Annotated in this window: 24 protein-coding genes; 14 read left to right on the top strand and 10 right to left on the bottom strand. The window is 56.3% G+C overall.

All coding sequences use genetic code 11. The features are described 5' to 3' along the window. Positions 1-24 precede the first annotated feature (24 nt). Positions 25-1,056, top strand: coding sequence for a methionine synthase (locus K7H21_RS15195; protein ID WP_004119800.1), 1,032 nt, complete (start codon positions 25-27; stop codon positions 1,054-1,056). Between the two features lie 144 nt (positions 1,057-1,200). On the opposite strand, the gene K7H21_RS15190 is transcribed toward K7H21_RS15195, so the two are convergent. Beyond that, a complete protein-coding gene (locus tag K7H21_RS15190) occupies positions 1,201-1,479 on the bottom strand; it encodes a hypothetical protein (RefSeq protein WP_004119801.1) in 279 nt (92 codons plus the stop codon). Between the two features lie 335 nt (positions 1,480-1,814). On the opposite strand from K7H21_RS15190, the gene K7H21_RS29000 reads away from it, so the two are divergent. Together K7H21_RS29000 and K7H21_RS15180 are read left to right on the top strand one after the other, a co-directional pair. After that, on the top strand, positions 1,815-2,456 hold the full coding sequence (locus K7H21_RS29000; protein WP_053088654.1) for a hypothetical protein: 642 nt from the start codon (positions 1,815-1,817) through the stop codon (positions 2,454-2,456). 239 nt (positions 2,457-2,695) lie between these two features. Beyond that, complete coding sequence (locus K7H21_RS15180; RefSeq protein WP_049115150.1) at positions 2,696-3,001, top strand: DUF596 domain-containing protein; 306 nt, start codon at positions 2,696-2,698, stop codon at positions 2,999-3,001. Positions 3,002-3,277: 276 nt separating this feature from the next. Here K7H21_RS15180 and mgtS read toward each other — a convergent pair whose 3' ends face one another. After that, positions 3,278-3,373, bottom strand: coding sequence for a protein MgtS (gene mgtS, locus K7H21_RS15175; protein WP_049089018.1), 96 nt, complete (start codon positions 3,371-3,373; stop codon positions 3,278-3,280). Between the two features lie 135 nt (positions 3,374-3,508). Further along, on the bottom strand, positions 3,509-4,519 hold the full coding sequence (gene ftrA / locus K7H21_RS15170; RefSeq protein WP_049115152.1) for a transcriptional regulator FtrA: 1,011 nt from the start codon (positions 4,517-4,519) through the stop codon (positions 3,509-3,511). A 67-nt stretch (positions 4,520-4,586) separates the two neighbouring features. Between ftrA and K7H21_RS15165 the strand changes: the two genes are divergently transcribed. From K7H21_RS15165 to urtE, 7 genes are all read left to right on the top strand, one after another. Continuing rightward, positions 4,587-4,979, top strand: coding sequence for a rhodanese-like domain-containing protein (locus tag K7H21_RS15165; RefSeq protein WP_004119806.1), 393 nt, complete (start codon positions 4,587-4,589; stop codon positions 4,977-4,979). Between the two features lie 148 nt (positions 4,980-5,127). After that, entirely contained in the window at positions 5,128-6,231 is a 1,104-nt protein-coding gene (locus K7H21_RS15160) for a cobalamin-independent methionine synthase II family protein (RefSeq protein WP_004119816.1), read from the top strand. Positions 6,232-6,407: 176 nt separating this feature from the next. Beyond that, the gene (urtA, locus tag K7H21_RS15155; RefSeq protein ID WP_004136305.1) at positions 6,408-7,679 is read left to right on the top strand and encodes an urea ABC transporter substrate-binding protein; all 1,272 of its coding nucleotides are present in this window, start codon (positions 6,408-6,410) and stop codon (positions 7,677-7,679) included. Between the two features lie 84 nt (positions 7,680-7,763). Beyond that, the gene (gene urtB, locus K7H21_RS15150) at positions 7,764-9,338 is read left to right on the top strand and encodes an urea ABC transporter permease subunit UrtB (protein ID WP_223035185.1); all 1,575 of its coding nucleotides are present in this window, start codon (positions 7,764-7,766) and stop codon (positions 9,336-9,338) included. Beyond that, positions 9,338-10,411: an urea ABC transporter permease subunit UrtC gene (gene urtC / locus K7H21_RS15145; protein WP_004119822.1), complete on the top strand. Its 1,074-nt coding sequence runs from the start codon at positions 9,338-9,340 to the stop codon at positions 10,409-10,411. Before urtB ends, urtC begins: the two co-directional genes overlap by 1 nt. Further along, the gene (urtD, locus tag K7H21_RS15140; RefSeq protein WP_004119825.1) at positions 10,411-11,208 is read left to right on the top strand and encodes an urea ABC transporter ATP-binding protein UrtD; all 798 of its coding nucleotides are present in this window, start codon (positions 10,411-10,413) and stop codon (positions 11,206-11,208) included. The genes urtC and urtD overlap by 1 nt, the downstream gene beginning before the upstream one ends. 9 nt (positions 11,209-11,217) lie before the next feature. Further along, complete coding sequence (gene urtE / locus K7H21_RS15135; RefSeq protein WP_049115158.1) at positions 11,218-11,916, top strand: urea ABC transporter ATP-binding subunit UrtE; 699 nt, start codon at positions 11,218-11,220, stop codon at positions 11,914-11,916. Positions 11,917-12,048: 132 nt separating this feature from the next. On the opposite strand, the gene K7H21_RS15130 is transcribed toward urtE, so the two are convergent. Then, a complete protein-coding gene (locus K7H21_RS15130; protein WP_004119829.1) occupies positions 12,049-12,519 on the bottom strand; it encodes a helix-turn-helix domain-containing protein in 471 nt (156 codons plus the stop codon). Between the two features lie 117 nt (positions 12,520-12,636). Beyond that, on the bottom strand, positions 12,637-13,830 hold the full coding sequence (ydeE, locus tag K7H21_RS15125; RefSeq protein WP_004119832.1) for an efflux MFS transporter YdeE: 1,194 nt from the start codon (positions 13,828-13,830) through the stop codon (positions 12,637-12,639). Between the two features lie 192 nt (positions 13,831-14,022). Here ydeE and eamA point away from each other — a divergent pair, with 192 nt between their 5' ends. After that, the gene (gene eamA / locus K7H21_RS15120; RefSeq protein WP_223035184.1) at positions 14,023-14,922 is read left to right on the top strand and encodes an O-acetylserine/cysteine exporter; all 900 of its coding nucleotides are present in this window, start codon (positions 14,023-14,025) and stop codon (positions 14,920-14,922) included. A 31-nt stretch (positions 14,923-14,953) separates the two neighbouring features. Here the strand turns inward: eamA and marB are convergent, their stop codons facing one another. From marB to marR, 3 genes are read right to left on the bottom strand one after another with little or no spacing between them, the layout of a single operon-like run. Next, positions 14,954-15,172 carry a multiple antibiotic resistance protein MarB gene (gene marB, locus K7H21_RS15115; RefSeq protein WP_004119836.1) on the bottom strand — a complete coding sequence of 73 codons (219 nt, stop codon included), beginning with the start codon at positions 15,170-15,172 and terminating at the stop codon, positions 14,954-14,956. A 30-nt stretch (positions 15,173-15,202) separates the two neighbouring features. Next, positions 15,203-15,583, bottom strand: coding sequence for an MDR efflux pump AcrAB transcriptional activator MarA (gene marA, locus K7H21_RS15110; RefSeq protein WP_004102351.1), 381 nt, complete (start codon positions 15,581-15,583; stop codon positions 15,203-15,205). 17 nt (positions 15,584-15,600) lie between these two features. After that, entirely contained in the window at positions 15,601-16,035 is a 435-nt protein-coding gene (gene marR, locus K7H21_RS15105) for a multiple antibiotic resistance transcriptional regulator MarR (RefSeq protein ID WP_004102349.1), read from the bottom strand. Positions 16,036-16,295: 260 nt separating this feature from the next. Here marR and K7H21_RS15100 point away from each other — a divergent pair, with 260 nt between their 5' ends. Further along, complete coding sequence (locus tag K7H21_RS15100; protein ID WP_004119839.1) at positions 16,296-16,964, top strand: MarC family NAAT transporter; 669 nt, start codon at positions 16,296-16,298, stop codon at positions 16,962-16,964. 73 nt (positions 16,965-17,037) lie between these two features. Here the strand turns inward: K7H21_RS15100 and K7H21_RS15095 are convergent, their stop codons facing one another. After that, positions 17,038-18,237, bottom strand: a complete 1,200-nt coding sequence (locus tag K7H21_RS15095; protein WP_004119840.1) for a sugar transporter — start codon at positions 18,235-18,237, stop codon at positions 17,038-17,040. A 203-nt stretch (positions 18,238-18,440) separates the two neighbouring features. Between K7H21_RS15095 and K7H21_RS15090 the strand changes: the two genes are divergently transcribed. Both K7H21_RS15090 and K7H21_RS15085 read left to right on the top strand, forming a co-directional pair. Next, positions 18,441-19,232: a PhzF family phenazine biosynthesis protein gene (locus K7H21_RS15090; RefSeq protein ID WP_142473726.1), complete on the top strand. Its 792-nt coding sequence runs from the start codon at positions 18,441-18,443 to the stop codon at positions 19,230-19,232. Positions 19,233-19,241: 9 nt separating this feature from the next. Next, positions 19,242-20,030 (top strand): PhzF family phenazine biosynthesis protein, encoded by a 789-nt coding sequence (locus K7H21_RS15085; protein WP_223035183.1) that lies wholly within the window; start codon positions 19,242-19,244, stop codon positions 20,028-20,030. Between the two features lie 142 nt (positions 20,031-20,172). On the opposite strand, the gene K7H21_RS15080 is transcribed toward K7H21_RS15085, so the two are convergent. Beyond that, entirely contained in the window at positions 20,173-21,453 is a 1,281-nt protein-coding gene (locus K7H21_RS15080) for an SLC13 family permease (protein ID WP_004119848.1), read from the bottom strand. Positions 21,454-21,460: the final 7 nt, after the last annotated feature.

The raw sequence follows: 21,460 nt of genomic DNA, 5'->3' as shown, positions 1-21,460 counted from the left end.
ATCGCATATATAAGGCTATCGATAATGACAAAATTATTACCCACTTCAACAGCCGGCAGCTTACCGAAACCCTCCTGGCTTGCTGAGCCGGAGAAACTGTGGTCTGCCTGGAAATTACACGATCAGGAATTAATTGACGGCAAAAAAGATGCGCTGAGTTTGTCCTTATTCGACCAACTGCGCGCCGGTATCGATATCGTCAGCGATGGCGAGCAAACGCGTCAGCATTTTGTCACCACGTTTATTGAGCATCTCAGCGGCGTTGATTTTGAAAAACGCGAAGTTGTTAAAATCCGCAATCGCTACGACGCGAGCGTACCAACCGTGGTAGGGGCCGTTGAGCGACAAAAACCGGTATTCGTTGAAGATGCGCGTTTTTTGCGTCAGTTGACCAAACAACCGATTAAATGGGCGCTGCCGGGGCCCATGACCATGATTGATACGCTTTATGACGCTCATTATAAAAGCCGCGAAAAACTGGCCTGGGAATTTGCGAAGATACTTAACCAGGAAGCCAAAGAGCTGGAGGCCGCCGGCGTCGACATTATTCAGTTTGATGAGCCAGCCTTTAATGTCTTTTTTGATGAGGTCAATGATTGGGGCATCGCGGCGTTAGAAAGGGCGATTGAAGGGCTTAAATGCGAAACCGCGGTCCATATCTGCTATGGATACGGCATCAAGGCCAATACCGACTGGAAAAAGACGTTGGGAACGGAGTGGCGCCAATATGAAGAAGCGTTCCCTAAGCTACAAACATCCAACATCGATATTATCTCACTGGAGTGCCATAACTCGCGGGTGCCTATGGATCTGCTTGAGCTGATTCGCGGTAAAAAAGTCATGGTTGGAGCCATAGATGTGGCAACCAATACAATTGAAACGCCGGAGGAGGTCGCCGCGACTTTGCGTAAAGCGCTGCAGTTTGTGGATGCAGACAAGCTCTATCCTTCAACCAACTGCGGCATGGCGCCATTATCGCGTCGGGTTGCGACAGGTAAGCTGCAGGCGTTAAGCGCCGGGGCGGAGATTATCCGCAGGGAGCTCCAGGGAAAATAGCCTCTGGCACAGGGCCGAAAAGCATCGCCGTTGCTGGCAGATGTCCAGCGAATGCTACAGCGGCAGCGGCGCTGCTTCTGGCTCTGGTTTAATGTCTCACGGAGTAGTTCTCTGCAGGGAAATACCCATACACAGCGTCGGTAGTTACTTAAAATATTTATCCAGTGGATCGTAATGGCGGTATTTTCTAAAGAAAAACAGCCAGTAGATAAAGCCCAGAATAGCGCCCAGCCCGGCAAACTGCAGATAAAGCATTTTACGCCGGACAAGCAGGTCGACAAATGAATACGCGCCTTTCCACATATCAATAATGCCACCGTTTATCACCAGATCTGTAAACAGCGCAATCGCCGGCAGGGCAACGGCGTACGCGGCCATAAGGTATAAAAGGGCCGCAATCCTCATTTTGGTATTGATATGCATGTGCCGTTCCTTGTCCGTGTTTTTTAAAGCATAACATAGCTCATCAAGAACCAGCCTGCGATCGGCATTAGCCGATGCGGACACGATCGTTGGCTCCGAAAGGACCATTTGGGTATGAAATCCAGATGGTCCTTACTGCCTGCTGCTAGTGACTATGAGCTCTGAGAAAGACGGTTAATACATCCTGTCGCCTCGTGTTTTCATTCAAACCCGCTATCAGCAAATAAAGATAACCCAACCATATGCCCTGGCAGCGTGAAAAATCCGCTGCTTGTCGCATGCATAAGATCTATCGAACAATACTTTGTATTTAAGGTGAAGATTAATTTCACATCATGAAGGCTGAGTTTTCGGCGCAAATATCGAATAAATGTGAAAATCAAATGGACATCAGATTACAAATCATTACATTTGATTTCATAACATTTCAGAAAACGGAGTTTTTGATGTTGTGTATGTCATTTCCCAGGTATGGGATTCTGCTGGCCAGCCTCACTGCAACAGCCATCCCGGCAGCGCCCCTGAGTCCTGCGGACCAGAGTGCCATTGAGCAACAACAAAAGGCATTGCTGGAACAGACGCAGCAGCAGCGCGACATGCTCCGCCAACTGGTGAACGTTTTCGATGAGTTTAACCAAACTAAAAGGTTCAATACCCAGCCTGTTGCCAGCTTTATCAAAGGTGAAACAGCCTCCGGGGCTAATCTTTCTACGAAAACGGCAGATTATGTCAAAAGCCTGCAAAGAGATAACACTGCCAAATTAGTAGGTGTTTTTAATAAACAAAATCCAAACGCTGAATTAAATGTTTTTGGGAAATCTTTACAGCAAGTTTTGGGCCCCGGAGGGAGTGACACAAGGGGTAGGACTAAAGTTTTTGCTTCAGAAAAATTGACTGAGGATGAAATTATTAGTTTTGCTACATCTTTAACTGGTGGAATACCATTTAAGAGAGCGTTCTTTCTGAAGGGGGGCTGATGTATGCAAAAATAAACGATAATCAAACAATCAACATTCGAAATTTTTCAACTTCCTCAGAGATAACTGGAGCAAGATGGACAACTGAAATCATTGGGAATGCTGATATTAAATCTGTCTCTAAGACATCATTGAATAGATTTGAAGTGAATTTTAGATAGGGGAGAGGTACAGTGACATATTTAACCGAAGAACAATATCAGGATCGGAAAGAGTTACTGCGAGGGGCTTCTACGACTATGTTATGGAAAAATATCGACCCAGATAGTGTTGATGGCGCCTATAAGCTAACTTATCAAGAAGAAAAAGCGCTTTATATCTGGTTCATTTGGCGTTTATTGGAAGATGGTGAGATCAAACTTGCTCGCCACGGGAAGTTTCTCCCTGGAAGCATCGACAAGCAGATCGAGGTTTTTGAAAGGGCATTTCCTAAAACTGAGGATGATATGAATTGTGATGCATTTGAGGGATTTTGGTTTCTAAGTGAAAATTGTCCGGCTGGAATTGTCTGGATTCATGAAGACGGCTATCAGGATTGGACTTAGTAAAGATATTTTAACATTCTACCTGCCCTTTAATACGGGAAGGATATCATGATCTTCCCATCGAAAACAGGGTAAGTAAAACCTGGAAAATAGGATTGATATATACCGTAATGATAACAATTAAGTTAGTACCCAACGCTGATGGAAAGATCGTCTTGAGTCAGGGTCTACAGGAAAACGACGGATATGAGTTTCGTAGAGAACTAGCCAAAAAAGGAACGCCCCCTGGAGCATCGGCAGCAGGGGGCGTTTACGGGTGAGGATTATCGTCGTTCATCAGTCATCCCATTTGTGGCTTAAATACGCGGCAAGAAATCCAAAGAACACGATGGTTCCCAGAACCGCCATAAATACATGCATATTTCCCAGCATGATTAACCTCCATTAGTTTTGCTATGCGCTATGTTGTCCTCATTGAGCGGGTTTACGGTTGTTGGATACATCTTAGCCCGACTAGTCTAAACAAATGCTTAACAAATTGCCCGGCGTGACTATTCTGGCGATAAATCACATTACGTTTTTGTCCACCATTATCTTCTTTCTGTACTGCAACGGGCTAAGATCAAACTGCTGGCGAAAGTGATGGCGTAGGGTGCTGGCGTTTGAGAAACCGCAAAGCTCGGCAATCTGTTCAACGCTCAGCCGGCTGTGGGTTAAATGCTGCGTGGCGCGCTGAAGGCGCTCGTCAAGCAGCCAGCGGGCAGGGGTTTTGCCGGTGGCGTCTTCGAAACGGCGCAAAAAAGTCCTGGGGCCCATGCCGGCTCTTGCCGCCAGCGATGCCACGGTGTGGCTTGCGGCGAGATTCTGATGCAGAAAATCAAATAATTGCCCCAGCCGCTGGCTCTCTCGCGCTTTAGCCACCGGGCGAACAATCTGCTGCGCCTGCCCGCCGTCGCGATGGGGGGAAACCACCAGACGTCGGGCGACAAGATTCGCCGCGTCGACGCCAAAGTCCTCGCGTACCAGATGCAAACATAAATCGATACCCGCAGCACTGCCGGCGGAGGTCATAACGCCTTCGGCGCCGACGTACAGCACGTCATCGACCACCTCAATCTGCGGAAACCTCGCCCGCAGCTGGTCGGTATAGCGCCAGTGGGTGGTCGCCTGGCGGCCGTTCAGCAGCCCGGCGGCGGCCAGAACGAAAACCCCGGAGCAGATAGAAATGATCCGGCAGCCTCGCGCATGGGCGGCGACCAGCGCTTCGCATAGCCGCGGCGGCACAGGGGAGTCGATACCGCGCCAGCCCGGCACCACGATGGTGTCCGCTTCGCCTAACAGCGCCATGCCGCCGTCGGTCATCAGCCGAATCCCGCCGGTCGCCCGCAGCTCGCCTTCGTCGACGGCGGCCACGGCAAAACGATACCAGCGTTCGCCCATCTCAGGGCGCGGCAGGCCAAAGATCTCGACGGCGACGCCAAATTCAAAAGTACACAGGCCATCGTAGGCCAAGGCAACGACCCGATGTTGTGACAACGTCACGGGTGGAATTGTCATGATTTCAGCGTTTTCAGTCATGGTTCTCGGCAGATGTCGCGCAGGCGGTTAATTAAAGTAGTGGTATCACAGACAAGGAGAAGATGCCATGAGTGTTGTAACCGCTATTGCCCCCGCCAGTTCTACCGACGCTGCCGCCTGGTTTCGTCATAAGCTAAGCCTCGAGACCGACTGCGCCGATGTCTACAGCGCGATGCGCGGAGGAGAAGCGGATTTTGTTCTGCTACACGTCGTCGGCAGTGAGGAAACCTTTGCCCGTCGCCACCTCCCGGGCGCCCTGCATTTACCGCACCGGCAGATTGATGAAGCCAGAATGGCGCAATGGCCTCAGGAGACGCTGTTTGTGGTCTACTGCGCCGGGCCGCACTGCAACGGGGCGGACGTCGCCGCCATGAAGCTGGCGCTACTGGGGCGTCCGGTCAAAATGATGCTCGGCGGTTTGACCGGCTGGGAAGATGAAGGCTTGCCCTTCGCAAAATGAATTTATTTCATGTGCCATGAAATATTGTCGTTTGCCGATGAATCCTCCGCATGCCAGTATCTGGACATATAGACATCCAGAAGTCTAAAAATTCAAATAATGAACTATCACGGTGGGCAACTACCTTGCCCACCGCTAAGGAGACACCATGCAACGTCAGCAGGCCCCGTTCCGCGCAGATATCGTCGGCAGTTTTTTACGTCCGGACGCCATCAAACAGGCCCGCCAGCAGCTGGCCGCAGGCGCTATTGACGCACAGCAGCTGCGGCAGATAGAAAATGAGGCGATTCGCGATCTGGTGCAGCAGCAGTGCGAGTGCGGGCTGCACGTGGTGACCGACGGCGAGTTTCGCCGCGCGTGGTGGCACTTTGATTTCTTTGATGGTTTACAGGGCGTTGAGCGCTACGATTCTGAAAAAGGTATCCAGTTCAACGGGGTACAGACCAAAGCGCACGGGGTTCGCGTCACCGGTAAACTGGCCTTCGGCGATCACCCGATGCTGGAAGATTTTCGCTATCTGAAGAGCGTCAGCGGCAGCGCGCAACCGAAAATGACCATTCCCAGCCCGAGCGTGCTGCACTTCCGCGGCGGGCGCAAAGATATTGACGCGACGGTATATCCGGACCTCGCCGACTATTTCGATGACCTGGCGACCACCTGGCGCGACGCCATTCGCGCCTTCTACGATGAGGGCTGCCGCTATTTACAGCTCGATGACACCGTCTGGGCCTACCTGTGCTCCGATGAGCAGCGTCAGCAGGTTCGCGATCGCGGCGAAGACCCGGATGAACTGGCGCGCATCTATGCCCGCGTTCTGAATAAGGCCCTGGAAGGGAAGCCGGAGGATCTGACCGTTGGCCTGCACGTGTGTCGCGGTAACTTCCGCTCGACCTGGATCTCCGAGGGCGGCTACGAGCCGGTTGCGGAAGTGCTGTTCGGCGGCGTTAACATCGACGCGTTTTTCCTCGAATATGATAACGACCGCTCCGGCGACTTCGCGCCGCTGCGCTATATTCGTCCCGGCCATCAGCAGGTGGTGCTGGGGCTGATCACCACTAAAAACGGCGAGCTGGAAAACCCGGAAGGCGTGAAGGCTCGACTGCAGGAGGCGGCGCAGTACGTCCCGCTGGCGCAGATCTGCCTCAGCCCGCAGTGCGGCTTTGCCTCCACCGAAGAGGGGAATTCCCTGACGGAAGCCCAGCAGTGGGACAAAGTCCGTCTGGTTACCGGCATCGCCGCACAGGTCTGGTAATCTCTTCATAGCGCAGCGTTGCACTATTTTAAGGCAACGCGGCGCCCCCTCTTTTATTTCCCCCATATTCCGCCGCGCTTTCAGGGTATTCCGCAACCTGGCATTGTTTTTGCCTTATCACTTCCGGTTAGTCGTTAATTCATTTTTTGTCTTTGCGCTATTCAGGAGTGACACACATGCAGCGTCGTACATTATTAAAAGCTTTTGCTCTCTCCGCCTCTGTTATCAGCATGGGCTTCTCCCTGCAGGTTTATGCCGCCGACACCATTAAAGTCGGCATTATGCACTCGCTTTCCGGGACGATGGCGATTTCTGAAACCCCGCTGAAAGATGTCGCCCTGATGGCTATCGATGACATCAACGCCAAAGGCGGCGTACTGGGTAAAAAACTGGAACCGGTTGTGGTGGACCCGGCGTCAAACTGGCCGCTGTTCGCCGAAAAAGCGCGGCAGCTGCTGACCCAGGATAAGGTGGCGGCGGTGTTCGGCTGCTGGACCTCCGTATCGCGCAAATCGGTTCTGCCGGTATTCGAAGAGCTGAATGGTTTGCTCTTCTACCCGGTACAGTACGAAGGCGAAGAGATGTCGCCGAACGTGTTCTACACCGGCGCGGCGCCAAACCAGCAGGCGATTCCGGCGGTAGAATACCTGCTGAGCGAAGACGGCGGCGGGGCGAAACGCTTTTTCCTGCTGGGTACCGACTACGTCTATCCGCGCACCACCAACAAAATTCTCCGCGCTTTCCTGCACGCCAAAGGGATTCAGGATAAAGATATCGAAGAGGTCTATACCCCGTTCGGCTATAGCGACTATCAGACTATCGTTGCCAACATCAAGAAATTCTCCGCCGGCGGCAAAACGGCAGTGGTTTCTACCATCAACGGCGATTCCAACGTCCCGTTCTATAAAGAGCTGGCCAACCAGGGCCTGAAAGCTACAGACGTGCCGGTTGTGGCCTTCTCCGTGGGCGAGGAGGAGCTACGCGGCATTGATACCAAACCGCTGGTGGGCAACCTCGCGGCGTGGAACTACTTCGAATCCGTTGATAACCCAACCAACAAACAATTTGTCGCGGATTATCGTGCCTATGCCAAAGCCCATAAGCTGCCGAACGCCGATACCGTCGTAACCAATGATCCGATGGAAGCGACCTGGGTTGGCCTGCACATGTGGGCGCAGGCGGTGACCAAAGCGGGCACCACCGACGTAGACAAAGTGCGCGAAGCGATGGCCGGGCAAACCTTCAAGGCGCCGTCAGGCTTTACCCTGACCATGGATGCCACCAACCACCATCTGCATAAACCGGTGATGATCGGCGAAATCGAAAGCAACGGCCAGTTTAACGTGGTCTGGCAGACCGAAGAACCGGTACGCGCCCAGCCGTGGAGCCCGTGGATTGCCGGTAATGACAAAAAGCCTGATCACCCGGTGAAAACCGCCAGCAACTAAGCGCCAGACCCCGGCGCTGCGCTGGGGTGATTGACTCAGTCCTCCGGGCCCAAAGCCCGGATTTCCCCGAAAAGGAGAACGACCATGAACGCATTGCGCCTCATGTGTTACTTCGCGCTGCTCATGGTCTTGCTACCGTGGCGGGCGCAGGCAGCGGACGCCGACGATTTTGTGGCGGCCAATCGTAGCCAGCAGGCTCAGCTGCTTGAACGGTGGGCCGCCGCGCCCGAAGCCTCGCGTTTACCGCTGTTGCGGGCGCTGAAGAGCGAAACATTACAATCGGACAGCGACGGTCATGCCTTCAGCAAGCAGGGGGAAAAGCTGCTGGCGCTGGGCGAGGTTGCGGCTCCCGAGGGGGCGACAAAACCGGTACGCCTGACCAACCGCCTGCGTAACCTGGCGGCTGGCGCGCTGGCGACGCATCTACTGGTAAGTGACAACGTCACTGAAAGGGCTGCGGCGGTGAAAACCCTTCAGCGCGAGGCCACGCCAGAGATGGCGGGTCTGCTTCAGCAGCGTCTGACGGCGGAAAGCGACGGCGCGGTGAAATCGCAGCTGGAAATTGCGCTGGCCCGTTTACAGCTTGCCAGCCCGCAGCCCGCGCTGAGGCTGGCGGCCATCGCGCTGCTCGGCCACTCCGGCGACCCTGAAACCCAGGCGCTGCTGACGCCGTATACCGATGCGCAACATGAGCCAGACCCGGCGATTCGCGCGGCGGCCCAGGAGAGCCTGAGCAAAATCCAGCATCGCCTGCTGCTGGGCGATCTTCTCGGCCAGGCTTTTATGGGCCTCTCTCTCGGCTCCGTTCTGCTGCTCGCCGCGCTCGGCCTGGCCATCACCTACGGTCTGCTGGGGGTGATCAATATGGCCCACGGTGAGATGCTGATGATTGGCGCCTACAGCTGCTGGCTGGTGCAGCAGGCGCTGGTGCAGCTGGCTCCGCAGTGGCTGGCCTTCTATCCGTTAATTGCACTGCCGGTGGCGTTCCTGGTGACCGGCGGTATCGGCATGGCGCTGGAACGCACCGTGATCCGCCATCTCTACGGCCGCCCGCTAGAGACGCTGCTTGCTACATGGGGCATCAGCCTGATGCTCATCCAGCTGGTGCGGATGCTGTTCGGCGCGCAGAACGTTGAAGTGGCTAACTCGGCGTGGCTCTCCGGCGGCGTGCAGGTTCTGCCGAATCTCATTCTGCCGTGGAACCGTCTGGCGGTGCTGGCTTTTGTGCTGCTGGTGCTGCTCTTTACCTGGCTGACGCTGAACAAGACCCGGTTGGGGATGAACGTGCGGGCGGTGACGCAAAACCGCGCGATGGCGGCCTGCTGCGGCGTGCCGACCGGACGCGTCGATATGCTGGCGTTTGGCCTCGGCTCGGGTATTGCCGGGCTGGGCGGCGTCGCGCTGTCGCAGCTCGGCAACGTCGGGCCGGAGCTGGGCCAGGGCTATATTATCGACTCCTTCCTCGTGGTGGTGCTCGGCGGCGTTGGTCAGTTGGCCGGCAGCGTGGCGGCGGCGTTTGGTCTTGGGATCTTTAACAAAATCCTTGAACCGCAGATGGGGGCCGTGCTGGGCAAGATCCTGATCCTGGTACTGATTATCCTGTTTATCCAGAAACGTCCCCAGGGACTGTTCGCCCTCAAAGGGAGGGTTATTGACTAATGAGCCAACCTATTACCTTAACGCTGGCGCGTAAAGCGCCGCGCCCGCTACGCTGGCTCGGCGTTGTGCTGCTGCTGGGCCTGCTGAGTATGCCGTTTCTGGCGCTGCTGCCGGCCTCGCATCCGCTGGCGGTCTCCACCTGGCTGCTGACGCTGACCGGCAAGATCCTCTGCTACGCCATTGTCGCCGTGGCGCTGGATTTGGTCTGGGGCTATGCCGGGATGCTCTCGCTCGGCCACGGGATCTTTTTTGCCCTTGGCGGCTACGCCATGGGCATGTACCTGATGCGCCAGGCGGCGGGTGACGGATTACCGGCCTTTATGTCGTTTTTATCATGGAGCGAACTGCCGTGGTTCTGGTGGGGCACCCAGCATTTCGCCTGGGCTATGCTGCTGGTGGTGCTGGTGCCCGGTCTGCTGGCCCTGGTGTTCGGCTGGTTTGCCTTTCGCTCAAAAATCAAAGGCGTCTATTTTTCGATCATGACCCAGGCGCTGACCTACGCCGGGATGCTGCTGTTTTTCCGTAACGAAACCGGGTTTGGCGGGAACAACGGTTTTACCGGCTTTACCACGCTGCTCGGTTTCTCCGTCACCGCCATCAGCACCCGGGCGGCGCTGTTTATGGCGACGGTGCTGCTGCTGCTGCTCACCCTGTGGATCGGCTATCTGCTGGCGCAGAGTAAATTTGGCCGCGTGCTGACGGCGGTACGCGATGCGGAAAACCGCCTGATGTTCTGCGGCTACGATCCGCGCGGCTTTAAGCTGCTGGTATGGACCCTTTCAGCCGTACTGTGCGGCCTGGCGGGGGCGCTGTACGTGCCGCAGGTCGGGATCATCAACCCCAGCGAAATGTCGCCAACTAACTCTATTGAAGCGGCAATCTGGGTGGCGCTCGGGGGACGCGGAACCTTAATCGGTCCAGTGCTCGGCGCAGGCCTGGTCAATGGCGCGAAAAGCTATTTCACCATGGCGATGCCGGAGTACTGGCAGCTCTTTCTTGGGCTGATTTTTATTATCGTGACGCTATTTTTACCGCGTGGGGTCATTGGCCTGCTGCGTAGAGGAGATCGCTGATGCAACTGGATGAAGAGCTCTTCACCCGCCAGCTGCCGACGGACCGTTTTCGCGAGCAAACCGATCCGGTGCTACAGCTGGAAGAGATTAACGTCAACTTTGACGGTTTTCAGGCGCTGACCAACCTGTCGCTGCAGATTGGCGTCGGCGAGCTACGCTGCGTGATCGGGCCGAACGGCGCCGGGAAAACCACTCTGATGGACGTGATCACCGGTAAAACCCGGCCGCAGAGCGGCAGGGCGCTTTACGATCAGTCGGTGGACTTAACGACCCTCGATCCCATCGCGATCGCTCGCCAGGGCATCGGGCGCAAGTTTCAGAAACCGACGGTCTTTGAGGCGCTGACGGTAGCGGAAAACCTGGAGCTGGCAATGAAAGGCGACAAGTCGGTGTGGGCCAGTCTGCGGGCCCGTCTGAACAGCGAGCAGGCTGACCGAATCAGCGATACCCTGCGCCTGCTGCGGCTTGAGGGTGAACGCTATCGACCGGCGGGATTGCTGTCGCACGGGCAAAAGCAGTTCCTTGAAATCGGCATGCTGCTGGTGCAGGAGCCGCATCTGCTGCTGCTGGACGAACCCGCCGCCGGGATGACCGATGCGGAGACGGAATATACTGCCGAGCTGTTCCGCACCTTGGCCGGGCAGCATTCGCTGATGGTGGTCGAGCATGATATGGGCTTTGTCGAGACCATCGCCGACAGGGTGACGGTGCTGCATCAGGGGCAGGTGCTGGCGGAAGGATCGCTGAGGGAAGTGCAGGCCAACGAACAGGTGATTGAAGTTTATCTCGGACGTTAAGGAGCGCGGATGCTACAGGTTAATCAACTACACCAATACTATGGCGGCAGCCACATTCTGCGCGGGGTGGATTTTGCCGCCCGCCAGGGCGAAATCACCTGTCTGCTCGGGCGCAACGGGGTGGGGAAAACCACCTTGCTGAAGTGTCTGATGGGGCTGATCCCGGCGCGCAGCGGCGAGGTGCGGTGGCAGGAGAAGAATATCACCCACCGCAAACCGCACCAGCGGGTACAGTCAGGGATCGCCTACGTGCCGCAGGGGCGGGAGATTTTTCCACGCCTGACGGTCGAGGAGAATCTGCTGATGGGGCTGTCCCGCTTTCCCGCCCGCGACGCGCGGGCGGTGCCGGAAGAGATTTATCAGCTGTTTCCGGTGCTCAAAACCATGAAGCAACGGCGCGGGGGCGACCTCTCCGGCGGCCAACAGCAGCAGCTGGCGATTGGTCGGGCGCTGGCCAGCCGTCCGCAGCTGTTGATTCTTGATGAACCGACGGAGGGCATTCAGCCGTCGGTGATTAAGGAGATTGGCGAGGTTATTCGCCAGCTGGCGAACCGCGGGGATATGGCGATTCTGCTGGTGGAGCAGTTCTATGATTTCGCCGCAGGTTTAGCGGATCGCTATCTGGTGATGTCGCGCGGCGCGATTATTCAACAGGGCAACGGCCGCGATATGGAAGCCGAAGGCGTCCGCGGGATGGTCACCATTTAACCCTTCCCGAATGGCGGCCTCCCTCCGGCTCGCGCTGCGCTTAGCCGGGCTACAGGTATACAGCAGTCTGCTGGCCCGTAGCCCGGGCAAGGCGCGTCGAGCGCCGCCCCCCGGGAAAAAGCGCGCAGAGGGTTATTTGCGCAGCAGCCGCTGCAGACGCGCCTGACGCCAGCTATTGATCCATTCGCCAAAGACAAACAGGCGTAACCCTTTAACCACCAGCAGCGTCCCCCAGATGATGGCCACCCATGCGGACCAGTAGCTGTCTGCGCCGGTCAGCCAGTTTAGCAGCGCCAGCAGAACGCAGACGACGACAGCTACCGTCAGAGAACGGAAAAAACGGCTCTCGCATTCGACGCGCGCTTTGGCTTCCTCAATGCGTAAATCCAGCGACTCCTCATGCCCCTCCGGCGACTCGCCGCTAATCTCGGCGACGTTGACTTCAAACACCGCCGCAAGCGCGCTGAGCGTCTCCAGGCCGGGGCGGTCGCCGTTCTCGATGCGTTGAATGGTGCGCACGCTCACGCCGGCCAGTTCGGCAAGCTGCTCCTGTGACCAGGCGCGCTGCAAACGTAATTGTTTAACCTGATTGCTATTGTTCATTGTTTCTATCTCCGGGTGAAAACCTGAGATGGAGTATTATCGAGCGGGCTGTCGGTCACCACGATCGGAACCCGACAGGGACGCGACAGCAACCTGACAACCGCACGGCGCCTGACCTCAGGCGCTGGCGACCGCGCTGCCGTTCCACGGACGAACGTTCATCCCACGGAAAATCATCAGCCATGCGGCGATAATAGCCAGCATCAATATCGCAAACAGCGACCAGTGCGGTAAGTGAGTCAAAATCGTCCCGGTCAGCATCGGGTTAAACGCCGCTCCCAGCCAGCCCAGCGACTGGGCGGAAAAGTAGCTGGCTTTCATGCCCGGCGGCGCAATGTTATCGATCAGCATATATTCACCCGGCGCGTAAATAACCTCCCCGAGGGTAAAAATGGCGGCGGAGACGCCCCACAGCAGCAGGCTATTATCGGAAATGACAAATCCGCCCAGTCCGATCACAAAACAGGCCGTCCCAAAGGTCATTAGCGGGCGAATATTACGAGCGGTCAGGCGCCGGCCGACGGCATACTGCAACGCCACCACCACGGCGGCGTTGACCGGCAGCACCACGGCAACCACTTTTTCGGCAAAGTCGCTATCGGCAACCACCAGCACATACTGGGAAATACAGGAGGCGAACGAACCGCCGACAAAAGAGGCCAGCAGGCCGGAGAGGGTAAACCACAGCAGAGCGCGATCGCGCAGCAGCACCGACGGCGACCACTGGACCGCGTTATCCTGAGCAACCGCGGCGCTGGCGCGCTGAACAAACAGCTGAATAAATACCAGCGGCAGGGCGGCGCAGCCGGCCGCCAGCCAGAACGGCAGGTTAATGCTGTGCATGACCAGCAGGGTGCCGATCGGCGGCCCGACGGTCCAGCCAATGTTGAGGAAGGTGTAGTTGAGGGAAAATATCTGCGCTTTCTTCGCCGGCGAGAGTACGTCGGCGAACCACGCTTTCAGCACGGTTGAGAATACGGAGTAGGCGCAGTTAATCAGCGCGAAGAAAAAGACCACCAGCGCGACGCTGTTAACCAACGGAATCGCGATAAAACCGCCAATAAACGCCAGCACGGCGAGCGTCATATAGCGCTTTTTATCGAACTTATCGGCGAGAATGCCAAAACCCATGCTGAACAGCACCCCAACGATCAGCGCGCTCGACAGCGCATAGCCGATTTTATCCACCTCCAGCTGATACTGACGGGTGAGGTAGATCGTCATAAAAGGTAACGTTGCGCCACGGCCAATGGTTAACAGCAACGACGAAGCCAGCAGCGCTGCGGTTGAGCGCCTGAGAGTCGGTATCATTTTTTCCTTGCCTGATATGATGTTATTTTTGTTGTCACGATCACAAATAGCACGCTAACCGAGGCTTGTATAGTTCCCATCGGTAATGAAAAGCACGTCAGCGCCCTACCGAAAATAATGATCTATGCGGCGGGCGAATTATTCGTTACTTTGATTTTGTTCACAAAAATTCCAATAACAACCGAGGCGGGTATGACGCGTAAAGACGGACTGCTGGCATTGCTAGTGGTGGTGGTATGGGGGCTGAATTTCGTGGTGATCAAAATGGGACTGCATGATATGCCGCCGCTGATGCTTGCCGGGCTGCGCTTTTTGCTGGTGGCTTTCCCGGCGCTGTTCTTCGTCGCGCGACCAAAAATTCCGTTAACCCTGCTGCTGGGCTACGGCCTGACGGTTAGCTTCGGTCAGTTTGCGTTTCTGTTCTGCGCGATCAGTCTTGGCATGCCAGCCGGGCTGGCATCGCTGGTGCTGCAGGCCCAGGCCTTTTTCACCATCATTCTCGGGGCGTTTATTTTCGGCGAACGTTTGCAGGGGAAACAGCTGGCGGGGATCGCGCTGGCGATTTTCGGCGTGCTGGTGCTGGTCGAAGCCAGCCTCGGCGGTCAGCACGTGCCGCTGGTGGGCTTTATGCTAACGCTGGCCGCGGCGTTGAGCTGGGCCTGCGGCAATATCTTCAACAAGAAAATTATGTCGCATGCGAGCCGGCCGCCGATTATGTCTTTGGTGGTGTGGAGCGCGTTGATTCCGGTGCTGCCGTTTATGCTGGCGTCGTGGATCCTCGACGGTCCGCAGGTCATGGCGGCAAGCCTGCTGCATATCGACCTGCTGACGATCCTGTCGCTGCTATACCTGGCGTTTATTGCCACTATCATCGGCTACGGGATCTGGGGGGCGCTGCTCGGCCGCTATGAGACCTGGCGCGTGGCGCCGCTGTCGCTGCTGGTGCCGGTTGTCGGGATGGCCAGCGCCGCCTTATTGCTCGGCGAGACGCTGAACAGTCTGCAGCTGCTGGGGGCGGTACTGATTCTGGCCGGGCTGTATATCAACGTGTTTGGCCTGCGGATCGCGCGTCCGGGCGTGGCGCGGGGGTAAAAAAAAGCCCCGGTAACGGGGCTAAAGGGATTTACAGGCCTTGCTGGTTGTAATAGGGCACGCCCAGTTCATCTGATTTATCACTGCCCGAAGCCATGTGATTGAAATCAAAAGGCGAATCGTTATGTTCGGAAGGAATAATCATCGCATCCCGGTTGTTGTGACGAACAGGAGTGCTGGTTTGCTCCGCGTAACTTTGGCCTGAGGCCAGCGCCAGTAGCACGATGGCGGCGGAAGCGAATAGTTTCATTATTTCCTCAATACGTCTTTATGCAGGCGGTTAACAACAGTTGTTCAGTGGGAGCAGATAGCGCGACTCGCCCGGTACATTGGTAATACGGTACTGGTGCGGCGGAACATCGAAATAGTTTTTAAAAGTTCGCGTCAGCGTTTGCTGCGATTCAAAACCGTAGCGCTCGGCCAGGTATAAGATAGGCTCGTTGCTCTGCTTCAGCTTCTGCGCGATCTCGGTCAGCTTACGGCTGCGGATATACTGTCCCAGCGAGTGACCGGTCTCTTTCTTAAACATTCTTTGCAGGTGCCACTTGGAGTAACCTGAGCGCTCTGAAACCTTCTCCAGCGACAGGGGCGATTCCAGGTTATCCTCGATCCACGACAAAATACTATGGATAGTGATGGCGTCGTTATTGCGTCTGGACATCATCTTACCTCTTCTTATTACGACAGAACTTTTTTGAGTAAACACTCAAGAGTGGCCACTTCATCCGTCGACAGATTTTTTGTTAGTTCCTGGTGCAATTTCTGACCCACAACCTGATGACATTGCTCACAAAGGGCTGCGCCGTCTGGCGTTAACTGTACCAGCACGCCGCGCTTGTCAGTCGGGTTGGGTAACCGTTCAATCCAGCCTTTACAGACCAGGCGGTCGAGCATGCGCGTCATTGCGCCTGGGTCGACCGAAAGCACGGTTTTCAGCTCAACGGGGGTAATACACACTTCGCAACGAATGGAACAGAGCACCCGGAACTGGGTGGAAGTAATATCCATCGGCGAGAGATAGTCGTTGAGCAGGCGATCTTTTTTCTGGTTAACCATCTGGATCAAGCGACCAAGGGGGATCATTTCGTTAAACAGGTCGCTTGTACTTTTCACAATGGTTGCCCAGGCAATGACTTAGTTGCGGGAGATATTATTGCCTAGGCAAATATAAGTCAACCTGATGAATTGCCCGATGCCACGATTTGCTAAAACGAATTGATGTGATGCAGGTCACTCTATTTCGCGTTGTTGTCTTATGATTTGATGGAGTGGTGAATGCGTTCTGCGGAGAACGGGTACAATCTGACCCCAGACGATATACTCAGTACGCCTCATTTTTTGCTAATCCAATATTTACAGGACCTTAATTCTCTATGATGGATCTTTTTAAAGCGATAGGCCTGGGGCTGGTGGTGATTCTACCGCTGGCGAACCCGCTGACTACCGTAGCGCTGTTCCTGGGCCTGGCCGGGAATATGAACAACGCCGAGCGTAACCGTCAGTCGCTGATGGCCTCGGTTTATGTGTTCGCCATCCTGATGGTCGCCTGGTATGCCGGACAGGTGGTGATGAACACCTTCGGAATATCGATTCCCGGTCTGCGTATTGCCGGCGGCCTGATTGTCGCCTTTATCGGCTTCCGCATGCTGTTTCCACAGCAAAAAGCCCACGATTCGATGGAAGCCAAGCTGAAATCGGAAGAGCTCGAGGATGAACCGACCGCCAATATCGCCTTCGTTCCGCTGGCGATGCCAAGCACCGCCGGGCCGGGGACAATCGCGATGATTATCAGCTCAGCGTCGACGGTAAAGCACGGGGCGAGCTTCCCGGACTGGGTTGTGTTGGTGGCGCCGCCGATTATTTTTGCCCTGGTCGGGATTATCCTCTGGGGCTGCCTGCGCAGTTCTGGCGCGATTATGCGTCTGGTCGGGAAGGGCGGCATTGAGGCGATTTCGCGCCTGATGGGCTTCCTGCTGGTCTGCATGGGCGTGCAGTTTATTATTAACGGCGTGCTGGAGATTATTTCGACTTATCACGCCTGACGACTTTGCGTCGACAGAAAAATAAAAAAGCCTGCCGATTTTGCAACCGGCAGGCTTTTTTTACGCCGAACTATCAGGAGTGATGCGGCTGGTGATCTTCCAGCGATACCGGCCAGCGACGGAAAATCATCACCGCCCAGATTAACGCGATAACGGCTGGGATCGCGCCGACGTAGCCAATAGACGCCATCGACAGATGGCTGCTGACCTGGCTGCCGACCAGCGCGCCCGCGCCGATGCCGATATTAAATATCCCCGAGAACAACGACATCGCCACGTCGGTGGCGTCCGGCGCCAGCGCCAGCACTTTCACCTGCATACCGAGACCGATAATCATGATCGCCACGCCCCAGAAGACGCTCAGCAGCATCAGGTGATTGGCGTTGTGCGAGGCGGGCAGCAGCAGCAGCAAACACGCCAGCAGCAGGCCAATCGCGGCGTTAATCAACCCGGAAGCATGCAGGTTGCCGAGTTTACCAAACAGGATGCTGCCGACGATCCCCGCACCGCCCAGGGTCAGCAGCAGCAGAGTGGCGAAGTTGCCGCTCAGCCCGGCCACCGTCTGGACGAACGGTTCAATATAGCTGTAGGCGGTATAGTGCGCGGTCACCACGATGACCGTCAGCAAATAGATGCTCAATAGCGCAGGGCGGCGGAACAGCACCGGCAGGCTTTTCAGCGACCCTGAGTGCTCGCTCGGCAGCTTAGGTAGCAGCTTGATCAGGCAAACCATGGTGACCAGCGCCCCCAGGCCGATGACCAGGAAAGTGGTGCGCCAGCCAAAATACTGCCCGACAATACGGCCGATTGGGATGCCGAAGACCATCGCCAGTGCGGTACCGGTGGCAATCAGGCTCAGCGCCTGCGCCCGTTTACCCGGCGGGGCCATACGAATAGCCAGCGCGGAGGTGATCGACCAGAACACCGCGTGGGCGAAGGCGATGCCGATACGGCTGATCACCAGCACGTTGAAGTTCCAGGCCAGGAACGACAGCACGTGGCTGGCGATAAACAGGATAAACAGGCCAACCAGCAGGCGACGGCGTTCCATCTTGCTGGTCAGCAGCATAAAAGGCAGCGACATCAGGGCGACAACCCAGGCGTAGATCGTCAGCATGATCCCCACCTGCGCCGTTTCCATGCCAAAGCTGTCGGCGATGTCCGACAGCAGGCCCACGGGCGCAAATTCGGTGGTATTAAAGATAAATGCCGCAATCGCAAGCGTGACTACGCGAAGCCACGCGACCTTGCGTGAAACCGTATTTGTCATCATAAGTTCAGGGCTGGTTACAAAGAGGAAAGAAGTGGGACGATCTTAAAACGATTGCTGCTGAAAATACAATCATTTTGTGATCTGCATCTCATTTTTGTTGAGGCGAGGTTTCTGCGACTAACGGATTAATTTTTCTATTAAACGTGTGGATTTCTCCCGTTTATGTCATGTTATCGATAAGTAAAAAAAAGAGGGACAGAACAATGCAGGAAATTAGCTTTTATCTGGTTGATGCCTTCAGCGATCGTAACTTTGGCGGTAACGCGGCGGCGGTTTGCCCGCTCACCGAATGGCTGCCGGACGAAACGCTGCTGAAAATGGCCCAGCAGCATAATCAGTCGGAGACCGCGTTTTTTGTGCGTACGGATGAGGGGTATGAGCTGCGTTGGTTTACGACGCTGTACGAAATCAACCTCTGCGGCCACGCGACCCTGGCGGCCTCGCACGTCATTTTTGAATATTTCGACCACCCCTCGTCGACAATCGTGTTTAGCACCCGCTTCGTCGGCGAGCTTCGCGTCACCCGCAGCGGCGACTGGCTGACGCTGGATTTCCCGGCCTGGGCGACGACGGTCGTTGAACAGCCGCCAGCTGAACTTTTGACGGGGCTCGGGGTGAGCGACGCGGTGGAAGTTCGCGTGGCGCGCGATTATCTGGTGATTTTAGCCGACCGCCAGCAGGTCGAGGCCGTGCGTCCGGACATGCATATGCTCCAGCGCCTTGGCAAAATGATCTGTATCAGCGCCGCGGATGAAGAGTATGACTTTGTCAGCCGTTTCTTCTGCCCGGGCGAGTCGGTGGCGGAAGACCCGGTCACCGGGTCCGCGCACAGCATGCTGATTCCCTACTGGGGCGAGAAGTTCGGCAAAACGGAGATGCAGGCGCGGCAGGTGTCGGCCCGCGGCGGCGACCTGCGCTGCCAGTGGCGGGGCGATCGGGTTCTGATCGGCGGTCAGGCGACGACCTACCTCATCGGCACCATAACTTTACGCTAAGGAGGCCCGGTGATTGACGTTCCTGTCTATCTGGTGGCGGCGTTCAGCGAGCAGCCTTTTGCCGGTAATCCGGCGGCGGTATGTCTGCTCAAGGAGTGGCTGCCGGATGAGCTGCTGCTCAAAATGGCCCAACAGCACAACCAGTCGGAAACCGCGTTTGTGGTGCCTGAGAGCGATAGTTTTGCGCTGCGCTGGTTTACCACCCGCAACGAGGTTAATCTTTGCGGCCACGCCACGCTTGCCAGCGCGCACGTGATATTTCATCACCTGGATTATCCTGATGCGGTGATTCACTTCGCGACCGCTTCCGGTCGGCTGACCGTGAGCCGCGAAGGCGATTGGCTGACCCTGGATTTCCCGGCGGGGCAAACCGAAGAGCGCGAGCCGCCCGCGGCGATGCTCTCCGCGCTGGGGATTGACAGCTATCTCCACGCCCGCAAGGGGCGCGCATGGCTCATCGAACTTGCCTCTCGTGACCGGGTCGAAGCCCTGCGGCCCAACATTGCGGCGATGACGCCCGGTGAACATAAAGTGACCGTGACGGCGGCAGGCAGCGGCGAATATGACTTCGTTAGCCGCTTTTTCTCACCCGGCGAAGCGGTGTGGGAAGATCCGGTAACCGGTTCGGCGCATACCATGCTGATCCCATACTGGAGTGCGAAGCTGGGCAAAACCCATCTGCTGGCGCGTCAGGTTTCCGCGCGCGGCGGAGATATTCGCTGTCAGCTGAAGGGCGAAAGAGTCTTGATGAGCGGCCAGGCGGTGACCTATTTAAACGGCGTCATCACGCTGCGCTAGCCAGGCCGTAATAATAAGACAGGATCGGCGAGAGGTCAGCCGATCCTGAGCCTGAGTGGATGACCAGGCGGAAGTATCCTGCGTACGCGACGAAAATCCAACGCCACAAGCGGGTAAAACGACGATGGGGCTTATCCGTTAATTACATCGGAAATATAACGATCGCGCCGACGCATAATGCCAGAATTCGAATTAAGTACATGGGTACCGAAAATAGCCAGAATTCCGGCAATTTATATTTACCCATTCCCAGAATCATTGCCGGCATGCCGTCAATCGGCATATAGCCGCCGTTCCAGCCTGAAATGACCACGGCAATAGCGGCCGCGGTTGGGTTAAGGCCGAGGCTGGTGCAGGCGGCGATAGCAATCGGCGCGAAGATATAGACCGACCCCATGTTCGAACCGGTAAAGGTGGCGCAGGTACTGGTCAGCAGCGCAAAGATAAAAATAAAGACGAACGGAGAGACGCTGGAGCCGAGCACGCCCGCAACCGCATCGCCCACCATTGCCGTAAACCCGGTGCCCGCCAGCGCGTCGGCGACGCCGATAACCCCGGCCATCATCAGGATAACCGGCGCGCCCATATGATCGCGCACCTCCTTGAAGTCGACGACGTTAATCATCATGACGAACGCGGCGGCAAGGCCCGGCACCACGTAGGCGATATTGCCTAACTGATTCATCAGCATCATGCCGACCACGCTGACGGCGAATGCCCCGACGGTGCAGTACTCTTTCCACGCGGGCAGGGTGACGGCTTCCTCTTCGCGCACTGCCATGGCCTCTTCAGAAGCATCGGCTATTGGGTGATCGGGTAAAAAGCGCCAGGCAAGCAGGCACCATGCCAGGAACGCCAGCGACATCACCAGATTCACCAGCGCGAATTTCACCATCGAAATTTCTTCGTTAAATCCGGCGGTTTGCAGCACCGTCGCGGTGACGCCGAACAGCAGCGCGACGTTAACCGGAAACAGCGGATGGTTGGTGGCGAATCCCAGCGGCATCATCAGCTTCGAGGTCGGCAGCTTCTTGCTGTAGGGGATCGTCGAGACCAGCGACAGGATCAGCACGTAGTAGCCGGTTGAGCCAGTACCCGCCAGGCTGGCGCCGAGCATCACAATCAATAGCAGTAGAGCATAGCTTTTGTAGCTGCCTCTGTTCACCAGATTCACCATCGCGGACTTGACGTTGCCTATCAGCCGCGTTTTCTGCAGCGCCGCCATGACCACCATAAACCCGGCGATCATGATGACGCTGGAGTTTACAAACCCGGCAAAAGCCTGCTGGACGTTGGCGAGCCCGGTCACAACCAATAGCAGACAGGCCAGCAGCGGCGGTGCGCCAAAGGCCATTTTGTCCGACATGATAAGCACGATCATCAGCACCAGAATGCCCAGCGCCAGAATCATTTCCATTGTCATCGTTATT

Origin of the sequence: Klebsiella sp. CTHL.F3a (assembly GCF_019890895.1) — a bacterium.
In the GTDB taxonomy this organism is placed as follows: domain Bacteria; phylum Pseudomonadota; class Gammaproteobacteria; order Enterobacterales; family Enterobacteriaceae; genus Klebsiella; species Klebsiella grimontii.
The sequence above is the reverse complement of the archived record's forward strand: the minus strand, read 5'-3'. Positions and strand labels throughout refer to the sequence as shown.

What these genes read in the sequence shown, in the direction of transcription:
- K7H21_RS15160 (WP_004119816.1), top strand. Translation starts at nt 5,128, where the DNA reads ATGCAACGTCAGCAGGCCCCGTTCCGCGCAGATATCGTCGGCAGTTTT.
- K7H21_RS15190 (WP_004119801.1), bottom strand. Translation starts at nt 1,479, where the DNA reads ATGCATATCAATACCAAAATGAGGATTGCGGCCCTTTTATACCTTATG.
- K7H21_RS15180 (WP_049115150.1), top strand. Translation starts at nt 2,696, where the DNA reads ATGTTATGGAAAAATATCGACCCAGATAGTGTTGATGGCGCCTATAAG.
- urtB (WP_223035185.1), top strand. Translation starts at nt 7,764, where the DNA reads ATGAACGCATTGCGCCTCATGTGTTACTTCGCGCTGCTCATGGTCTTG.
- K7H21_RS15080 (WP_004119848.1), bottom strand. Translation starts at nt 21,453, where the DNA reads ATGACAATGGAAATGATTCTGGCGCTGGGCATTCTGGTGCTGATGATC.
- ftrA (WP_049115152.1), bottom strand. Translation starts at nt 4,519, where the DNA reads ATGACTGAAAACGCTGAAATCATGACAATTCCACCCGTGACGTTGTCA.
- K7H21_RS15130 (WP_004119829.1), bottom strand. Translation starts at nt 12,519, where the DNA reads ATGAACAATAGCAATCAGGTTAAACAATTACGTTTGCAGCGCGCCTGG.
- marA (WP_004102351.1), bottom strand. Translation starts at nt 15,583, where the DNA reads ATGTCCAGACGCAATAACGACGCCATCACTATCCATAGTATTTTGTCG.
- mgtS (WP_049089018.1), bottom strand. Translation starts at nt 3,373, where the DNA reads ATGCTGGGAAATATGCATGTATTTATGGCGGTTCTGGGAACCATCGTG.
- urtC (WP_004119822.1), top strand. Translation starts at nt 9,338, where the DNA reads ATGAGCCAACCTATTACCTTAACGCTGGCGCGTAAAGCGCCGCGCCCG.
- K7H21_RS15165 (WP_004119806.1), top strand. Translation starts at nt 4,587, where the DNA reads ATGAGTGTTGTAACCGCTATTGCCCCCGCCAGTTCTACCGACGCTGCC.
- K7H21_RS15090 (WP_142473726.1), top strand. Translation starts at nt 18,441, where the DNA reads ATGCAGGAAATTAGCTTTTATCTGGTTGATGCCTTCAGCGATCGTAAC.
- K7H21_RS29000 (WP_053088654.1), top strand. Translation starts at nt 1,815, where the DNA reads ATGAAGGCTGAGTTTTCGGCGCAAATATCGAATAAATGTGAAAATCAA.
- urtD (WP_004119825.1), top strand. Translation starts at nt 10,411, where the DNA reads ATGCAACTGGATGAAGAGCTCTTCACCCGCCAGCTGCCGACGGACCGT.
- urtE (WP_049115158.1), top strand. Translation starts at nt 11,218, where the DNA reads ATGCTACAGGTTAATCAACTACACCAATACTATGGCGGCAGCCACATT.
- eamA (WP_223035184.1), top strand. Translation starts at nt 14,023, where the DNA reads ATGACGCGTAAAGACGGACTGCTGGCATTGCTAGTGGTGGTGGTATGG.
- K7H21_RS15095 (WP_004119840.1), bottom strand. Translation starts at nt 18,237, where the DNA reads ATGATGACAAATACGGTTTCACGCAAGGTCGCGTGGCTTCGCGTAGTC.
- K7H21_RS15195 (WP_004119800.1), top strand. Translation starts at nt 25, where the DNA reads ATGACAAAATTATTACCCACTTCAACAGCCGGCAGCTTACCGAAACCC.
- ydeE (WP_004119832.1), bottom strand. Translation starts at nt 13,830, where the DNA reads ATGATACCGACTCTCAGGCGCTCAACCGCAGCGCTGCTGGCTTCGTCG.
- marB (WP_004119836.1), bottom strand. Translation starts at nt 15,172, where the DNA reads ATGAAACTATTCGCTTCCGCCGCCATCGTGCTACTGGCGCTGGCCTCA.
- urtA (WP_004136305.1), top strand. Translation starts at nt 6,408, where the DNA reads ATGCAGCGTCGTACATTATTAAAAGCTTTTGCTCTCTCCGCCTCTGTT.
- K7H21_RS15100 (WP_004119839.1), top strand. Translation starts at nt 16,296, where the DNA reads ATGATGGATCTTTTTAAAGCGATAGGCCTGGGGCTGGTGGTGATTCTA.